Origin of the sequence: Streptomyces boncukensis (assembly GCF_011045075.1) — a bacterium.
GTDB lineage: Bacteria > Actinomycetota > Actinomycetes > Streptomycetales > Streptomycetaceae > Streptomyces > Streptomyces boncukensis.
Window position 1 is genome coordinate 1 of the sequence record NZ_JAAKZZ010000120.1, and the last position, 16,833, is coordinate 16,833.

At 73.9% G+C, this 16,833-nt stretch carries 13 protein-coding genes and 1 pseudogene; 7 read left to right on the forward strand and 7 right to left on the reverse strand.

Going from position 1 to position 16,833, the window contains the following annotated elements:
* On the forward strand, nucleotides 1-1,753 hold a 1,753-nt coding region (locus G5C65_RS14245; RefSeq protein WP_420903315.1), incomplete at its 5' end, for a glycosyltransferase family 39 protein.
* On the opposite strand, the gene G5C65_RS39225 is transcribed toward G5C65_RS14245, so the two are convergent.
* From G5C65_RS39225 to hrcA, 4 genes are all read right to left on the reverse strand, one after another.
* A complete protein-coding gene (locus G5C65_RS39225; protein ID WP_165299180.1) occupies nucleotides 1,695-2,444 on the reverse strand; it encodes a 16S rRNA (uracil(1498)-N(3))-methyltransferase in 750 nt (249 codons plus the stop codon). The two genes, G5C65_RS14245 and G5C65_RS39225, sit on opposite strands and share 59 nt — an antisense overlap.
* Nucleotides 2,441-3,583, reverse strand: coding sequence for a nitronate monooxygenase (locus tag G5C65_RS39230; protein ID WP_165299181.1), 1,143 nt, complete (start codon nucleotides 3,581-3,583; stop codon nucleotides 2,441-2,443). The genes G5C65_RS39225 and G5C65_RS39230 overlap by 4 nt, the downstream gene beginning before the upstream one ends.
* 283 nt (nucleotides 3,584-3,866) lie before the next feature.
* Nucleotides 3,867-5,003: a molecular chaperone DnaJ gene (gene dnaJ / locus G5C65_RS14260; RefSeq protein ID WP_165299182.1), complete on the reverse strand. Its 1,137-nt coding sequence runs from the start codon at nucleotides 5,001-5,003 to the stop codon at nucleotides 3,867-3,869.
* The gene (hrcA, locus tag G5C65_RS14265) at nucleotides 5,004-6,020 is read right to left on the reverse strand and encodes a heat-inducible transcriptional repressor HrcA (protein WP_165299183.1); all 1,017 of its coding nucleotides are present in this window, start codon (nucleotides 6,018-6,020) and stop codon (nucleotides 5,004-5,006) included.
* Nucleotides 6,021-6,232: 212 nt separating this feature from the next.
* Between hrcA and G5C65_RS14270 the strand changes: the two genes are divergently transcribed.
* The 3 genes from G5C65_RS14270 to hemW are packed head-to-tail and all read left to right on the forward strand — an operon-like array spanning nucleotide 6,233 to nucleotide 9,115.
* Nucleotides 6,233-7,012: an MBL fold metallo-hydrolase gene (locus tag G5C65_RS14270; RefSeq protein ID WP_165299184.1), complete on the forward strand. Its 780-nt coding sequence runs from the start codon at nucleotides 6,233-6,235 to the stop codon at nucleotides 7,010-7,012.
* Nucleotides 7,013-7,016: 4 nt separating this feature from the next.
* Nucleotides 7,017-7,850 carry a DUF3097 domain-containing protein gene (locus G5C65_RS14275; RefSeq protein ID WP_165299185.1) on the forward strand — a complete coding sequence of 278 codons (834 nt, stop codon included), beginning with the start codon at nucleotides 7,017-7,019 and terminating at the stop codon, nucleotides 7,848-7,850.
* Between the two features lie 41 nt (nucleotides 7,851-7,891).
* Nucleotides 7,892-9,115: a radical SAM family heme chaperone HemW gene (gene hemW / locus G5C65_RS14280; protein ID WP_165299186.1), complete on the forward strand. Its 1,224-nt coding sequence runs from the start codon at nucleotides 7,892-7,894 to the stop codon at nucleotides 9,113-9,115.
* A gap of 160 nt (nucleotides 9,116-9,275) precedes the next feature.
* Here hemW and G5C65_RS14285 read toward each other — a convergent pair whose 3' ends face one another.
* The gene (locus G5C65_RS14285) at nucleotides 9,276-11,093 is read right to left on the reverse strand and encodes a SpoIIE family protein phosphatase (RefSeq protein ID WP_165299187.1); all 1,818 of its coding nucleotides are present in this window, start codon (nucleotides 11,091-11,093) and stop codon (nucleotides 9,276-9,278) included.
* A 198-nt stretch (nucleotides 11,094-11,291) separates the two neighbouring features.
* Here G5C65_RS14285 and G5C65_RS14290 point away from each other — a divergent pair, with 198 nt between their 5' ends.
* A complete protein-coding gene (locus tag G5C65_RS14290; RefSeq protein WP_165299188.1) occupies nucleotides 11,292-11,858 on the forward strand; it encodes a response regulator in 567 nt (188 codons plus the stop codon).
* A gap of 46 nt (nucleotides 11,859-11,904) precedes the next feature.
* Here G5C65_RS14290 and G5C65_RS14295 read toward each other — a convergent pair whose 3' ends face one another.
* Together G5C65_RS14295 and lepA are read right to left on the reverse strand one after the other, a co-directional pair.
* Nucleotides 11,905-13,791 (reverse strand): AMP-binding protein, encoded by a 1,887-nt coding sequence (locus G5C65_RS14295; RefSeq protein WP_165299189.1) that lies wholly within the window; start codon nucleotides 13,789-13,791, stop codon nucleotides 11,905-11,907.
* Between the two features lie 167 nt (nucleotides 13,792-13,958).
* The gene (gene lepA / locus G5C65_RS14300; protein ID WP_165299190.1) at nucleotides 13,959-15,827 is read right to left on the reverse strand and encodes a translation elongation factor 4; all 1,869 of its coding nucleotides are present in this window, start codon (nucleotides 15,825-15,827) and stop codon (nucleotides 13,959-13,961) included.
* A 280-nt stretch (nucleotides 15,828-16,107) separates the two neighbouring features.
* On the opposite strand from lepA, the gene rpsT reads away from it, so the two are divergent.
* Both rpsT and G5C65_RS14310 read left to right on the forward strand, forming a co-directional pair.
* Nucleotides 16,108-16,374 carry a 30S ribosomal protein S20 gene (rpsT, locus tag G5C65_RS14305; RefSeq protein WP_165299191.1) on the forward strand — a complete coding sequence of 89 codons (267 nt, stop codon included), beginning with the start codon at nucleotides 16,108-16,110 and terminating at the stop codon, nucleotides 16,372-16,374.
* A 202-nt stretch (nucleotides 16,375-16,576) separates the two neighbouring features.
* Nucleotides 16,577-16,833: pseudogene (locus tag G5C65_RS14310) on the forward strand (hypothetical protein); the annotation flags it as partial.

Below are 16,833 nucleotides of genomic sequence, written 5' to 3' on the forward strand. Positions count from 1 at the left end.
GTCCCCAGCGGCTCCGCCGCCCCGCACGCCCCGCTGCCCTCCGCCGGCTCCCGCGCCCCGCTCGCCGCGCGAGACGCCGCTGCCCCGCCGGCTGCGCGTGCCCAGCCCGGACCTGCTGGTGTGCTGCGGCGTCCTGGCCGCCATCCTGTGCGTCCAGGGCCTGAACATCACCGGGTTCCCCGAGCTCGCCGACGACGAGGGCACCTACGTCGCACAGGCGCGGGCCGTCCAGCGGGGCGAGGGCCTCGCGCACTACACGTACTGGTACGACCACCCGCCGCTCGGCTGGATCCAGCTCGCCGGCCTCACCTGGCTGCCCGCGCTGCTGTCGCCCGGGGTGATGGAGGTGGGGCCGGTGCGCGGGGCGATGCTCGCGGTGAGCGGCGTCAGCGCGGTGCTGCTGTATCTGCTGGCGCGCAGGCTCCGGCTGCCGTGCTGGGCCGCCGGGCTGGGGATGGCGCTGTACGGGCTCTCGCCGCTCTCCGTCGAGCTGCAGCGCAAGGTGTTCCTGGACAACCTCGCCGTGCCCTGGATGCTGCTGGCGTTCCTGCTCGCGGCCTCGCCCAGCCGCCATCTGTGGCACCACTTCGCCGCCGGGCTGGCGGCGGCGGTCTCCGTACTGACGAAGGAGACGATGCTGCTGGTGCTGCCCGCGCTGCTGGTGACGCTGTGGTCGCACAGCCACCGGGACACCCGGAAGTTCGCGCTCACCGGCGCGGTCACCGGGTGCGCGCTGGTGGGGCTGATGTATCCGCTGTTCGCGCTGCTGCACGGGGAGCTGCTCCCGGCCGCCGACCGGGTGTCGCTGACCGAGGCCATCCGCTTCCAGCTGAGCCGGCCGGGCTCCGGCAGCATGCTCGACCCGGACTCGCCGGCCCGCAGGACCCTGGACGGCTGGCTGTACTACGACCGGGTGCTGCCGCTCGGCGGGCTGCTGGCCGCGCTGGCGGTGATCGAGGCGGCCCGGTGGTCGCGGGCCGCGCGCGCCGCGGCCGGGCCCGCGCTGGCCGTGCTGCTGCTGGCCGCGGCCATCGTGCTGCGCCCGTCCGGCTACATCCCCGCGATGTACATCATCCAGGCGCTGCCCTTCCTCGCTCTCTCGCTGGCCGCGCTGGCGGCGCTCACCGCCCGGCTGCTGCTGCGCACCGGACGGCGCCGCGGGGAGCGGGAGGGACGCAGGGAGCACCTGGGGCTGACGGTGACCCGCTGGACCGTGGTCTGGCTGCTGGCCGGACTGGTGCTGTGGCCCCTCGCGCCGAGGTGGGCCGGGGGCCTGGAGCGGGCGACGACGGCCGACGTCAACCGGCCGCACCGGGAGGCCGCCGCCTGGATGGCGGCCTCGGTCGACCGGCCGGACTCGGCCCGGGTGCTCCTGGACGACCGGCTCTGGCTGAACCTCGTCCACCAGGGCTTCCGGCCGCGCACGGGCGCCATCTGGTACCACAAGGCGGACCTCGACCCGGAGGTCGCACGCTCGCTCGTGCGCGGCTGGCGCTCGGTCGACTACGTCGTCGCCAGCCGCTCCACCCGCGAGGACGCGCACCGGCTGCCCACCGTCGGGGCGGCGCTGGCGCACTCGGAGCGGGTCGCGGTCTTCGGCTCGGGCCCCGGGCGGGTGGAGATCCGCAAGGTGGCCGGGAACGCGGCGGCGGCCGGGGACGGAACGGCGAGCGGCTCGGCGAGCGGGACGGAGGTCAGCTCCAGCGGCCGCACCGGGCCAGTAGCACCGCCGCGGCGGCCGTCCCCGCCGTAGAGGTGCGCAGCACGGTCGGGCCGAGCCGGTACGGCGCGGCGCCCGCCTCCGCGAACGCCGCCAGCTCGTCCGGCGCCACCCCGCCCTCGGGCCCGACGACCAGCACCAGGTCGCCGTCGGGCGGCAGCGGCGCCCCGGCCAGCGGGGCGCCGCCCGCCTCGTGCAGCACGGCGGCGAAGGCGGCCCCGGCGAGCAGCCCGGCCACCTCCTTCGTGCCGGCCGGCTCGGCGATGTCCGGGAAGCGCAGCCGGCGGGACTGCTTGCCCGCCTCGCGCGCGGTGGCCCGCCACTTGGCGAGCGCCTTCGCGCCGCGCTCGCCCTTCCAGCGGGTGACGCAGCGCGCCGCCGTCCAGGGCACGACGGCGTCGACGCCGGTCTCGGTCATCGTCTCCACGGCCAGCTCGCCCCTGTCCCCCTTGGGCAGCGCCTGGACGACCGTGATCCTCGGGTGGGGCGCGGGCTCGCGGTGCACCCGGTCCACGGCGACCTCCAGCCGGTCCTTGCCGCTGACGGCGGCCACGGTTCCGGCGACGCCCGCACCGGCGCCGTCCGTGACGACGACCTCCTCGCCGGGGCGCAGCCGCCGTACGGACACGGCGTGCCGCCCCTCGGGGCCGTCCAGCACCAGGGTGTCCCCCGGGGCCAGTCCGGCGAGGCCGCCGGGCCCGGTGGCGAAGACGGGAGCGCTCACGCGGGCCCGCCCCCGTCGACGGGTCCGGCCGGTCCCGGCATCCCCGGCGCCGCCGCGCCCCGGTCCGCGGAGAGGCCGTCGCGGGCGACGGCCAGCTCGGCCGCCAGCACCTCCACGAGCTGCGCGGCGGGCAGCTCGCGGGCCAGCCGGTGGCCCTGGCCCGCCCACAGGTTCATGGCCTGCGGATCGCCCGCCTTGGCCGCGGCTCTGCGCAGCCCCGCTGTGAGGTAGTGCACCTGCGGATAGGCGGCGGGCGCGTACGGCCCGTGCTCCCGCATGAAGCGGTTCACCAGGCCGCGCGCGGGCCGCCCGGAGAACGCGCGGGTCAGCTCGGTGCGGGAGAAGAGCGGATCGGTCATGGCCTGCTTGTGCAGCGTGTGCGCGCCCGACTCGGGGCAGACGAGGAACGCGGTGCCCAGCTGCGCCGCGTGCGCCCCCGCCGCCAGGACGGCCGCGATCTGGCCGCCCCGCATCAGCCCGCCCGCCGCAATGATCGGCAGCTGTACGGCCTCCTTGACCTGGGCGACCAGCGCCAGCAGCCCGAACCCGCCGCCCGAGCGGTCCGACTGCGGGTCGTCCCGGTGGGTGCTCTGGTGGCCGCCCGCCTCGATGCCCTGCAGCGAAACGGCGTGCGCCCCCGACCACTGCGCCGCCTGCGCCTCGGCGACCGAGGTGGCGGTGACGACGGTGTACGTCCCCAGCTGCGCGAACCGCTCCAGCACCCGGCGCGAGGGGCAGCCGAACGTGAACGACACCACCGGCACCGGGTCGTCGAAGAGGATCGCCAGCTTGGCCTCGTACGCGTCGTCCGCGCTGCGGTCGGTGTCGCCCAGCTCCACCTCGTACCACGCGGCCTCGCCCGCCAGCTGATCGCGGTAGACCTCCACGGCGGCGGGGTCGGCGGTGGGCGGCTGCGGCATGAAGAGGTTGACGCCGAAGGCGCGGTCGGTCAGCCGCCGGAGCTGCTTGATCTCCTCGTACATCGCCTCCGGCGTCTTGTAGCCCGCGGCGAGGAAGCCCAGTCCGCCCGCCTCGCTGACGGCCGCGGCGAGCTCCGGTCGGGAGGCTCCGCCAGCCATGGGCGCCTGGACGACGGGATGCTCGGTCAGCTCGGTGAGCGAGGGCAAGGCGGTGGACATGCCCTCATCCTGTCACGGTGCCCAGCACGCCCCGTCAGGGGCGCGGGGAACTGCGCGCCCGGCCTGGGGGTACCTCCCTGCTCGAAGAGCTTGGGGGAGCACCCGCAGCCCGCGACGCGCGGACCGGGGCACCCCGTCCCCGGACGTCGCCGGAGACACGGGGCACCGCCTCAACGACCGTTGAACGCGTCCTTCAGCCGGGAGAAGAACCCCTGCCGACCGGGCTGACACCATCCCCCGGGGGACCACCCCCGGACCCCCGGCCAAGACCCACAGCACCGCCTCAACGACCGTTGAACGCATCCTTCAACCGGGAGAAGAGCCCCTGCTGACCGGGTTGGAACTGCCCCTGCGGCCGCTCCTCGCCCCGCAGTTTGGCGAGCCGCCGCATCAGCTCCTCCTGCTCCGGCTCCAGCTTGGCCGGTGTCGTCACCTCGACGTGCACGATCAGCTGGCCGCGTCCGCCGCCCCGCAGATGGGTGATGCCCCGCTCGTGCAGCGGAATGGACTGGCCGGACTGGGTGCCGGGCCGGATGTCGACCTCTTCCATCCCGTCCAGCGTCTCCAGCGGCACCTTGGTGCCGAGCGCCGCGGCCGTCATCGGGATGGTGACCGTGCAGTGCAGGTCGTCACCGCGGCGCTGGAAGGTGGGGTGGGCGTTCTCGTGGATCTCCACATAGAGGTCGCCCGCCGGGCCGCCGCCCGGACCGACCTCGCCCTCGCCGGCGAGCTGGATCCGGGTGCCGTTGTCGACACCCGCCGGGATCTTGACGGTGAGGGTACGCCGCGAGCGGATCCGCCCGTCGCCCGCGCACTCGGGGCAGGGGGTGGGCACGACCGTGCCGAAGCCCTGGCACTGCGGGCACGGCCGGGAGGTCATGACCTGGCCCAGGAAGGACCGGGTGACCTGGGAGACCTCGCCCCGCCCCCGGCACATGTCGCAGGTCTGCGCCGAGGTGCCGGGCGCGGCGCCCTCACCGCTGCAGGTGCCGCAGACGACGGCGGTGTCGACCTGGATCTCCTTCGTGGTGCCGAAGGCGGCCTCTTCCAGGTCGATGTCCAGCCGGATCATGGCGTCCTGGCCGCGCCGGGTGCGCGAGCGGGGGCCCCGCTGCGAGGCGGTGCCGAAGAAGGCGTCCATGATGTCGCTGAAGTTGCCGAAGCCCGCGCCGAAGCCGCCCGGTCCGCCGCCGGCGGCGGCGCCGGAGGTGGGGTCGCCGCCGAGGTCGTAGACCTGCTTCTTCTGGGGATCCGACAGCACCTCGTAGGCGGTGTTGATCTCCTTGAAGCGCTCTTGGGTCTTCGGGTCCGGGTTGACGTCCGGGTGCAGCTCGCGCGCGAGCCTGCGGAACGCTTTCTTGATCTCGTCCTGCGAGGCGTCGCGCTGCACGCCGAGGACCGCGTAGTAGTCCGTCGCCACTTACGACTCCGCGAGGATCTGTCCGACGTACCGTGCCACTGCGCGTACAGCTCCCATCGTTCCGGGGTAATCCATGCGGGTCGGTCCGACCACGCCGAGTTTGGCGACTGCCTCGTCGCCCGAACCGTAGCCGACCGAGACGACCGATGTGGAACTCAGCCCTTCGTGGTTGTTCTCATGCCCGATCCGTACGGTCATGCCCGGGTCCTTGGCCTCCCCGAGCAGTTTCAGCAGCACGACCTGCTCCTCCAGCGCCTCCAGTACCGGGCGGATGGTGAGCGGGAAGTCGTGCCCGAAGCGGGTGAGATTGGCGGTGCCGCCGATCATCAGCCGCTCCTCGGTCTCCTCCACCAGGGTCTCCAGCAGGGTCGCCAGCACTGCGGAGATGGTGCCCCGGTCGTCGGCGTCGAACGCGTCCGGCAGGTCCTGCACCAGGGAGGGGACCTCGGTGAAGCGCTGGCCCACCACCCGGCTGTTGAGCCGGGCCCGCAGATCGGCCAGCACCGTCTCGCCGATCGGCGCCGGGCAGTCGATCATGCGCTGCTCGACCCGTCCGGTGTCGGTGATCAGCACCAGCATCAGCCGCGCCGGCGCGAGCGCCAGCAGCTCCACGTGCCGCACCGTGGAACGGGTCAGCGACGGGTACTGCACCACGGCCACCTGCCGGGTGAGCTGGGCCAGCAGCCGCACGGTGCGCCCGACGACGTCGTCGAGGTCGACCGCGCCGTCGAGGAAGTTCTGGATGGCGCGGCGCTCCGGCGAGGACAGCGGCTTGACGCCCGCGAGCTTGTCGACGAAGAGCCGGTACCCCTTGTCGGTGGGGATGCGGCCCGCGCTGGTGTGCGGCTGGGCGATATAGCCCTCCTCCTCCAGCGCCGCCATGTCGTTGCGGACGGTGGCCGGGGAGACCTTCAGGTTGTGCCGCTCGGTGAGCACCTTGGAGCCGACCGGCTCCTCCGTGCCGACGTAGTCCTGGACGATGGCGCGGAGCACCTCAAGCCTGCGCTCGCTGAGCATGTCACACACCTCCCGTCCAGCCGCTCCGCTCGTGTCCCTCGGCTGTCTGACCGACGCCCCCTGGCACTCTCGGCGGCTGAGTGCCAGCATCCCTCACAGTGTACGGCCGGTCACCGCAGCCGGGGCAAGGGCCGCCGCCCGGCATCCGCACGACGGTACCGCGCCCCGCGGCCGGCCGGGCGCCGCCGCCTGTGTGCGGTTAGCGTCGTCGTATGAGCGCGCATTGGGAAGGGCGGGCGCAGGAACCGGTCCGGGAAACGGGCCGCGGGGACCCCTGGGAGACCGTCGCTCCCGGCGTCGTACGCCGCAGGCTGCCGCGCTGGGACGCCACGGTCGGAGCGGTGCGCGGGGACGCCGGAGTGCTGGTCGTCGACACCGGCTCGTCGCTGCGCGAGGGCGCCGCCGTCCGGGGCGGTGTCCGCGGGCTGTTCGGCCGGGCTGTGACGCATATCGCCCTGACGCACCCGCACTTCGACCACGTGCTGGGGACGGCGGCGTTCGCCGGGGTGCAGGTGTACGGGGCGGTCGGAATGGCGGAGCTGCTGGACCGCTCGCGGGACGCGCTGCGCGCGGACGCCGTCGCCCACGGCCTGCCCCGGGACCAGGCGGTGGAGGCGGCCGACATCCTGGTGCGGCCGCACCACCCGGTCTGCGGCGAGGTGACGCTCGCGCTGGGCGCCGCGCCCGGCGGCGAGCGGCGCGAGGTGGTGCTCGCCAACGTCGGCCCCGGGCACACCGGGCACGACCTGGCGGTGCTGGTGCCGGGCGAGCCGGACGTCGTCTTCTGCGGCGACCTGGTGGAGGAGTCCGGCGAGCCGCAGGCGGGCCCCGACGCGCACCCCGCGCGCTGGCCCGGGGCGCTGGACAGGTTGCTGGCGCTGGGCGGCGAGGACGCGGTGTACGTCCCCGGGCACGGGGCGCTGGTGGACGCGGCGTTCGTCCGGCGGCAACGGGAGGCGTTGCGGGAGCGGTTCGCGGACCGGGCAGAATGACGGGATGCGCCGCTACGACAACCTCGATCTGACGCCCCCCTGGAAGCGGCGGAAGGCCGCGCCCGAGGTCCCGGCCGAGCCGGAGCTGGTGGTGGAGGAGGTCACGACCGGGTTCTGCGGCGCGGTGGTGCGCTGCGAGAAGACGGCCCAGGGGCCGACGGTCACCCTGGAGGACCGCTTCGGGAAGCACCGGGTCTTCCCCCTGGAGCCGCGCGGCTTCCTGCTGGAGGGGAAGGTCGTGACGCTGGTCGGCCCGGCGCCTGCGGGCCCGGCCCCGTCCGGGCCGCGGCTGACCGCCTCCGGCTCGGTGGCCGTCCCGGGCGCGCGGGCCCGGGTGGCGCGCGCGGGCCGCATCTACGTCGAGGGGCGGCACGACGCGGAGCTGGTCGAGAAGGTGTGGGGGGACGATCTGCGGATCGAGGGCGTCGTCGTCGAGTATCTGGAGGGGGTGGACGACCTCCCGGCGATCGTGGAGGCGTTCGCGCCGGGCCCGGACGCGCGGCTGGGCGTGCTGGTCGACCACCTGGTGCCCGGCTCGAAGGAGTCCCGGATCGCGGCCGCGGTGACCGGGGACGACGTGCTGGTCGTCGGCCACCCCTACATCGACATCTGGGAGGCCGTGAAGCCGGCCGCCGCGGGCATCGAGGCGTGGCCGAGGGTCCCGCGCGGGCAGGACTGGAAGACCGGCGTGTGCCGGGCCCTGGGCTGGCCGGAGAACACGGGCGCGGCCTGGAAGCGCCTGCTGGGCCGGGTGCGCTCGTACAAGGACCTGGAGCCCGAGCTGCTGGGCCGCGTCGAGGAGCTGATCGACTTTGTGACGGCTCCCGGCGAGGGCTGAGCCGGCGGCGGGCGCGTCCCGCGAGTGGTGCAATGGAAGACATGCCCTCCGCACTCCCCGACGGCGAGCCCGTGCCCGCAGACGGCTCGCTGCCGCCGCACGCCCTCGACGGCGCCGCCGACCGCCCGCTCGGCTTCTATCTGCACGTTCCGTTCTGCGCCACCCGCTGCGGCTACTGCGACTTCAACACCTACACCGCGGCCGAGCCCGGCGGCGCCGCGCGCGACGACTACGCCGCGACCGCCGTCGAGGAGATCCGGCTGGCGCGGAAGGTGCTGGGGGACGACCCGCGCCCGGTCGAGACGGTGTTCGTCGGCGGCGGGACGCCCACGCTGCTGCCGCCCGCCGATCTGGCGCGGATGCTGGAGGCGGTCCGGGGCGAGTTCGGGCTGGCCCCGGACGCGGAGGTGACGACGGAGGCCAACCCGGAGTCCGTCACTCCCGCCTCCCTCGCCGCGCTCCGGGAGGCCGGGTTCAACCGGATCTCGTTCGGGATGCAGAGCGCCCGGCAGCACGTCCTGCGGGTGCTGGACCGCACGCACACGCCGGGCCGCCCCGAGGAGTGCGTCGCCGAGGCGCGGGCCGCCGGGTTCCGGCATGTCAACCTCGACCTGATCTACGGCACCCCCGGCGAGTCCGACGGCGACTGGCAGGCGTCGCTGGACGCCGCGCTGGACGCGGGCCCGGACCATGTCTCCGCTTACGCGCTGATCGTGGAGGAGGGCACGGCGCTGGCCCGGCGCATCCGCCGGGGTGAGGTGCCCATGACCGACGACGATGTGCACGCCGACCGCTATCTGCGCGCCGAGGAGCGGCTCGCCGCTGCGGGCCTGGAGTGGTACGAGGTGTCCAACTGGTCCACCGCGCAGGATCCGGCCGCGCGCTGCCGCCACAACGAGCTGTACTGGACCGGCGCCGACTGGTGGGGCGCCGGGCCCGGCGCGCACAGCCATATGGGGGGCGTGCGCTGGTGGAACGTCAAGCACCCGGCGGCGTACGCGCAGGCACTGGCCGAGGGGCGCTCCCCCGGCGCGGGGCGCGAGGTGCTCACGGACGAGGACCGGCGCGTCGAGCGCGTACTGCTGGAGCTGCGGCTCGCACAGGGGTGCCCGCTCGGACTGCTGGGCCCGGCCGGAGCCGAGGCGGCCCGCCGGGCGCGGGACGACGGACTGCTGGAGCCCGGCCCCTACGAGCGCGGCCGGGCCGTGCTCACCCTGCGCGGACGGCTCCTGGCCGACGCGGTGGTGCGGGACCTGGTGGACTGAGGAGCCCGACGGGCGGGGAGGGCCACGCCCTGGGCGCCCCGAAGGGGCGCGGGGCTCGTGTCCCTGGCGGCTCCGCCGCGGGGCGCGCCCGGCCACACGCCGCCCGCACCCTGCGGCGGGCGGCACGGGGCAGCCCGGACCCAGCCGGAATTACCGGGCCTCACACGTCACGTTCCGGAATCTTCAGCACCATCAGCGCCAGATCGTCCGTGGGCGAGCCGGGCGCGAAGTCGTGCACCGCGCGCCGCACCCGCTCGGCGGTGTCCGCCGCGGTGAGCCCGTCGCAGCCGCCGAGCACCGCCGCCAGCCCGTCCCCGTCGTCGAACTGCCGCCTGCCCGAGCGGCGCTCCGTCACCCCGTCCGTGACGCACAGCAGGGTGTCCCCGGGCCGCAGGGTGAAGTGCTGGCTGTCGTACGCGACCTCCCCTATCACCCCCAGCAGGAGCTGCGGCAGCGCCGCCGGGCGCACCACGCCCGAGGACTCGCGCACCAGCGGCAGCGGGTGCCCGGCGCAGGCCACGACGCAGTCCGCGCCGCCGCCCTCGTCCGCGCCGCGGAAGCTGAGCTCGCCGTAGAGCAGCGACAGGAAGCGGGCCTGCTCGCCCACCTCGCGGTTGAGCCGGTCCAGGGTCTCGGTGACCGTGCGGCCCTCGCGGGCGAGCAGCCGCAGCACGGGGCGGGCCAGGCCGGTGACGACGGCCGCCTCCGGGCCGCTGCCCTGCACGTCGCCGAGCGCGAAGCGCCAGCGGCCGTCGGGCAGCTCCAGGAAGTCGTAGAAGTCGCCGCCCGCCCAGGCGCCCTCGCCGGACGGCTCGTAGACCACCGCCGTGTCCAGCCCCGGGATGACCGCCTCGCCGCTGGGCAGCAGGCCGCGCTGGAGGATGCGGCTGATGCTCGCCTGCCGGGCGTAGCGGCGGGCGGAGAGCACGGCGAGCGCCACGCGCCGCGCGAAGTCCTCGACCAGGCCCAGCACCTCGTCGGGGATGCGCAGCAGCCCCTCGCGCCCGATGACGAGCGTGCCGACGATCCGCCCGCCCACCACCAGGCGGCAGGCCGCGGCGGCGCCGTCGGGCCACGGCCACGGCAGCGCCTGGCCGGGCAGCGAGCGGCCGGCGGGCGCGGGCGGGCGCTGCCGCAGCCGCTCGCGCAGCCGCTCCATGCGGTCCTCCTGGGCGTGCCAGACGCGGGCCAGCCGGGGCGGGCCGCCCGCCTCGGTGTCCTCCAGCCATACGGCGCACCAGTCGGCGAAGCGGGGCACCATCAGCTGCCCGGCGAGGGAGGCGACCCGGTCCTCGTCGGTGTGCCCGGCCAGCAGGTCGGACGCCTCGGCGAGGAAGGAGAGCGCGCCGTTGCTGGTCCACTCCGCGCCGACGTGCGGCCATCCGGCCCGCCGGGCCCGCTGCGCCCGGGGCGTGCGGTGTCCGCGCGCCGGAGCGGACGGGGCCGACGGGGCGGACGGGCCGGGCGGCGCTGCGGGGTCGGCCGGGGATGCGGCCGGGCCGCCGGGGGGCGGCAGCCGCTCCTGGCCCGTCAGGGCCAGCCGGAACCACACGGTCTTGCGCTCCCTGCGGTAGCTGATCCCCCACTCCTTCGCGAGCGCCGAGACCAGCCGCAGCCCGTACCCCTGGCCCTCGTCGGCGCGGCTGAGCACGGCCCGCGCGGGGTGCCGGTCGGCGACCTCGACGACGACGCTGCCGCCCGACAGCCGGCACTCCAGGTCGACGGCCGTGCCCGCGTGCACGACGGCGTTGCTGACCAGCTCGCTGACCAGCAGCACCGTGTCGTCCACCAGGGTCCCGCACAGCCCCCACTCACCGAGCGCGGCCGCGGCGAAGCTGCGGGCCGCTGCCGCCGCCAGCGCGTTGCCCGGCAGCTCGGTGCGCACCGCAGCCGCCTCGTCCGCTGCCGTCCCGCCCGGTTCCGTCTCGTCCGGTTCCGCCGCGCCCGGCTCCCCGCGCCGCTTCGTTTCCGTCCCCACCGCAGCTCCCCACCAGTTCCGTCCTTGCACTCAGCGCAGTAGGGAAAGGGTGACAGACTGGGCCCGCTTATACGCACCGAGTGACGGAAGTGGTGGGAATTGAGCCAGGCCCACGACTCGGACGGTGCCGGTTGACATCGATCCACTGCCCGGTACGGTGCTCGCTCTGTTCGATCCACACGCTTCCGCGGAGCGGCCATGCACCAGGACGCCCAGGACGCCAGCATCCTGCTGGTCGACGACATGGAGGACAACCTTGTCGCGCTCGAAGCCGTGCTGGCCGCGCTCCAGGTCCCGCTGGTGCGCGCCCAGTCGGGCGAGGAGGCACTGCGGGCGGTGCGGCGGCGGGAATTCGCCGTCGTCCTGCTCGACGTGCTGATGCCGGGGATGGACGGCTTCGAGACCGCCGCGCGGATCAAACGGCTCGACCACGCCAAGGACACCCCGATCGTCTTCCTGACCGGCACCGAGACGTCGAACGACGCGGGGTACGCCTTCCGGGGCTACGCGACCGGCGCGGTGGACTACCTCACCAAGCCGTTCGACCCCTGGGTGCTGCGGACGAAGGTGGCCGTCTTCCTGGAGCTGCACCGCAAGAACCGGCAGCTGAGGCGGCTGCAGGACGAGCACGAGGAGCGGCTGCGGGATGTCGAGTCCCGCCTGCAGGCCGTGGAGCGGGAGTTCGCCGGGGGCGCGGGGACGGCCCGGCTCGCCGAGCGGATCGGCGAGCTGGCCGCGTCCATGCGGGCGCTGCGGGGCGGCTGACGGCCCCCGGGCCCGCTCTCCGGCCCGCTCTCGCGCTCAGTCGCGCTCACTGCTCGCGGGCGCCCTCGTACATCTCCTCGATCAGCGGGCCGTACTCCCGCTCCACCACCGCCCGCTTGAGCTTCAGGCTGGGGGTGAGCTCGCCGTGCTCGATGTCCAGGTCGCGCGGCAGGACGCGGAACTTCTTGACCGTCTGCCAGCGCTGCAGGCCCTCGTTCAGCTCCGCCACATAGCCCTCGATGAGCCGGCGCACCTCCTCGGAGGCGACGATCTCGGCGTACGGCTTGCCCTTGAGGTTCTCGTGGTCGTCCGCCCAGGTCTGCAGGGTCGGCTCGTCGAGGGCGATCAGCGCGGTGCAGTAGTTCCGCGCCGCGCCGTGCACCAGGATGTTGGAGACGTACGGGCACAGCGCCTTGAACCGGCCCTCGATCTCGGCGGGCGCGATGTACTTGCCGCCGGAGGTTTTGATCAGGTCCTTCTTCCGGTCGGTGATCCGCAGATAGCCGTCCTCGGACAGCTCGCCGATGTCGCCGGTGTGCAGCCAGCCGTCCTCCTCCAGCACCTGAGCGGTCTGCTCCGGGAGGCCGTGGTAGCCCTGCATGATGGCGGGGCCGCGCAGCAGGATCTCGCCGTCGTCCGCGATCCGCACCTCGTTGCCGGGGAACGGCCTGCCGACGGTGCCGGTGCGGAAGGTCTCATGCCGGTTGATGAAGCTGGCCGCTGAGGTCTCGGTGAGCCCGTACGCCTCCAGCACCGGGATGCCGGCGCCCGCGAAGAAGTAGCCCAGCTCGGGGGCGAGCGCCGCCGAGCCGGAGATACAGCCCCGCATCCGGCCGCCGAACGCCTCGCGCAGCTTGCTGTAGACCAGCCGGTCGGCGACGGCGTGCTTGACCTTGAGCCCGGTGGGCGCGGTGGCCTCCCCGGTGCGGCGCTGGCTGTCCTGGGTGGCCTTGGCGTACTCGCGGGCGACCTCGGCGGCCCACTGGAAGATCTTGTACTTCGCGGAGCCCCCGGCGCGGGCCTTCTGCGCTACGCCGTTGTAGACCTTCTCGAAGATCCGCGGGACACCGCACATCGTCGTCGGCCGGACGACCGGCAGATTCTCGATGATCCTGTCGACCCGGCCGTCCACCGCCATCACATGGCCGACCTCGATGTGCTCGGAGATCAGCACCTTGCCGAAGACGTGCGCCAGCGGCAGCCAGAGGTACTGCACGTCCTCGGGGCCGATCAGCCCGGTCGCGTGGATCGACTTGGCCAGGAACGACCAGGCGTCGTGCGGCAGCCGGACCCCCTTGGGCCGGCCGGTGGTGCCCGAGGTGTAGATGAGGGTGGCCAGCTGGTCGGCGCGCAGCGAGGCGACGGTCTCGCGGATCGCCTCCGGGTGCTCGGCCAGGTACGCCACACCGCGCCGCTCCAGCTCGGCGAGGGAGAGCGCCCAGCCGTCCCGCGCGTCCTCGTCGGACACCTCGCCGTCGATGAGCACCACATGGGCCAGCCCGGGGAGGTCGGCGCGCTGGTCGCGCACCTTGGCGAGCTGCGTCTCGTCCTCGGCGATCAGCACCCGGCTGCCGGAGTCGGAGAGGATGAAGACGGTCTCCCCGGCGTTGGTGCTGGGGTAGACGGTGGTGGTGGCCGCGCCCGCGCACAGGATGCCGAGGTCGCACAGCATCCACTCGACGCGGGTGCTGCAGGCGATGCCGACCCGCTCCTCGGGCCGTACGCCCAGCTCCATCAGCCCGGCGGCAGTGGCATGGATCCTCTCGGCCGCCTCGCTCCAGGTGTACGACCGCCACTCGTCGGGGCCCTCGCCGGAGGACGGCGGCACGGGGTAGCGGTACGCCTCCGCGTCGGGAGTGGCCGCGACCCGGTCCTGCAGCAGTGTCGCCACGGACGGCGGCCGATTCTCGATCAGGGCTTGTGTGTCGTTCACGCCATCCTCCGGGGCCCGCGCGCTGCCTGGTGACTCACGAGTAACTATCGAGCAGAGCACAGCCTAAAGGCCGCGGCCCCCGTACGTAAGGGGCCGCGACCGGGATGTACGCCGCGGTGCGCGGAGGGGTGCGCAGATGAGCACCCGGGCCGCCGGGGCGGGCCCCGCTACTTCTTCGCCTTCGCCTCGCCCGTGCTGTCGTCCGAGGACAGCGCGGCGATGAACGCCTCCTGCGGCACCTCCACGCGGCCCACGACCTTCATCCGCCGCTTGCCCTCCTTCTGCCGCTCCAGCAGCTTCCGCTTCCGGGAGATGTCGCCGCCGTAGCACTTGGCGAGCACGTCCTTGCGGATGGCCCGGATGGTCTCGCGCGCGATGATGCGGGCCCCGATGGCGGCTTGAATGGGCACCTCGAACTGCTGCCGGGGGATCAGTTCGCGCAGTTTGTTGGCCATTCTGGTGCCGTACGCGTACGCCTTGTCCTTGTGGACGATCGCGGAGAACGCGTCCACCTTCTCGCCCTGCAGCAGGATGTCGACCTTGACCAGGTCGGCGCTCTGCTCGCCGGTCGGCTCGTAGTCGAGCGAGGCGTAGCCGCGGGTCTTGGACTTCAGCGCGTCGAAGAAGTCGAAGACGATCTCCGCGAGCGGGAGCGTGTAGCGCAGCTCGACGCGCTCCTCGGAGAGGTAGTCCATGCCCTGCAGGCTGCCGCGCCGCCCCTGGCACAGCTCCATGATCGCGCCGATGAACTCGCTGGGCGCGATCAGCGTGGCCCGCACCACCGGCTCGTGCACGGTGTCGATCTTGCCGGTGGGGAACTCGCTGGGGTTGGTGACGACGTGCTCGTCACCGTCCTCCATCCGCACCCGGTAGACCACATTGGGCGCGGTGGCGATCAGGTCGAGGCCGAACTCGCGCTCCAGCCGCTCCCGGATCACCTCCAGGTGCAGCAGCCCGAGGAAGCCCACCCGGAAGCCGAAGCCGAGCGCGGCCGAGGTCTCCGGCTCGTAGGTGAGCGCCGCGTCGTTCAGCAGCAGCTTGTCCAGCGCGTCCCGCAGCTCCGGGTAGTCGGAGCCGTCCAGCGGGTACAGCCCGGAGAACACCATGGGCTTGGGGTCCTTGTAGCCGGGCAGCGGCTCCTCGGCGCCCTTGGACTGCTGGGTGACCGTGTCGCCGACCTTGGACTGGCGGACGTCCTTCACCCCGGTGATCAGATAGCCGACCTCGCCCACGCCCAGGCCGTCGGCCGGGGTCATCTCCGGGGAGTTCGCGCCGATCTCCAGCAGCTCGTGGGTGGCGCCCGTGGACATCATGCGGATCCGCTCACGCCTGCTGAGCTGCCCGTCGACGACCTTCACATAGGTGACCACGCCCCGGTACGCGTCGTACACCGAGTCGAAGATCATCGCGCGGGCCGGGGAGTCCACGGTGCCGACCGGCGCCGGGACCTGGCGTACGACCTCGTCCAGCAGCTCCTCGACGCCCTCGCCGGTCTTCGCCGAGACCTTCAGCACCTCCTCCGTGCCGCAGCCGATGAGGTGGGCCAGCTCGGCGGCGAACTTCTCGGGCTGCGCGGCGGGGAGGTCGATCTTGTTGAGCACCGGGATGATCGTGAGGTCGTGCTCCATCGCCAGATAGAGGTTGGCGAGGGTCTGGGCCTCGATGCCCTGCGCGGCGTCCACCAGCAGGATGCAGCCCTCACAGGCGGCCAGCGAGCGCGAGACCTCGTAGGTGAAGTCCACATGCCCCGGCGTGTCGATCATGTTGAGGACATGCGGGGTGTCCGCCTCCGACGAGGGCGCCCAGGGCATCCGGACCGCCTGGGACTTGATCGTGATGCCGCGCTCACGCTCGATGTCCATGCGGTCCAGGTACTGCGCGCGCATCTGCCGCTGCTCGACAACGCCGGTGAGCTGGAGCATCCGGTCGGCGAGCGTGGACTTGCCGTGGTCGATGTGCGCGATGATGCAGAAGTTACGGATCAGCGCCGAGTCGGTACGGCTCGGCTCCGGCGCGTTCGAAGGGGTCGCGGGCACGCAGTGTCCTGTCGGTCTGGTCGTGTCGGATCGGGGCTGGCTGTGCTGTCCGACCGGCCGGTGGGCGCGGTCAGCCGGCGGCCGCGGCGCGGCCGTGGCGCGGTACGTGATGCTGTATGCCGCCCCCATGGTCCCATGCGCGGCGGGCCGGCCGGATTGGGAGGGGCCGCGGGGCTGCTGGTAGCCTGGGCGACTGTGCCTCTGGCCGCTCGGCCGCGACCGCGGCCACCCGGCCCCCGGGGCACGAAGACGAAGAATCCCGAACCGCAAAGGCTCATTCGTGGCGAACATCAAGTCCCAGATCAAGCGGATCAAGACCAACGAGAAGGCCCGGCAGCGCAACAAGGCCGTCAAGTCGGAGCTGAAGACCGCCATCCGCCGCACCCGCGAGGCCGTCGCCGCCGGCGACCAGGCCAAGGCGTTCGAGGCGCAGAAGACCGCGGCCCGCAAGCTGGACAAGGCCGTCAGCCGGGGCGTGCTGCACAAGAACAACGCGGCCAACAAGAAGTCCGCGCTCGCCAAGCACGTCGCCTCGCTCCAGGGCTGACCCTCCGCTGACCGCTCCGGCGCCCGAGGCGGGCCCTCTCTCATCCGCCCGGTGCCGAGCCACACGCACCATCCGACGCCGCACGCGGCCTGCGTTCGCCACGCGGGTGCGGCGTCAGCACCAAGCCCACGGGCCCCGGTTCCCCCTCTCCCCAGGGCGGAGCCGGGGCCTTCGGCATGCCCGTGCGGGGTAGGTTACCGACATGCCGACTCCGGGGGATCCGCGTCAGGGCCAGCCCGGCCCGAACACACCGCCACCGCCGCCGTCACTGCCACCGCCACCGCCGAGCGCCCCGTACAACGAGCCGGCACCGGGCTCCCCCGGCTTCCCCGGCTACCCCGGCCCTCCGGGCGCCGCCGGCTATCCGGCCTCCCCCGGGACCGTGCCGCTGGCCGCCGTGCGGGAGCGCCGGAAGGCGCCCCGCTGGCTCTGGGGGCTGGGCGGCGCGCTGCTCGCCTC

Coding starts and splice junctions, on each gene's coding strand:
- hemW (WP_165299186.1), top strand. CDS start 7,892: ATGCCCTCCGCACTCCCCGACGGCGAGCCCGTGCCCGCAGACGGCTCG.
- G5C65_RS14270 (WP_165299184.1), top strand. CDS start 6,233: ATGAGCGCGCATTGGGAAGGGCGGGCGCAGGAACCGGTCCGGGAAACG.
- G5C65_RS14290 (WP_165299188.1), top strand. CDS start 11,292: ATGCACCAGGACGCCCAGGACGCCAGCATCCTGCTGGTCGACGACATG.
- G5C65_RS39230 (WP_165299181.1), bottom strand. CDS start 3,583: ATGTCCACCGCCTTGCCCTCGCTCACCGAGCTGACCGAGCATCCCGTC.
- G5C65_RS14275 (WP_165299185.1), top strand. CDS start 7,017: ATGCGCCGCTACGACAACCTCGATCTGACGCCCCCCTGGAAGCGGCGG.
- hrcA (WP_165299183.1), bottom strand. CDS start 6,020: ATGCTCAGCGAGCGCAGGCTTGAGGTGCTCCGCGCCATCGTCCAGGAC.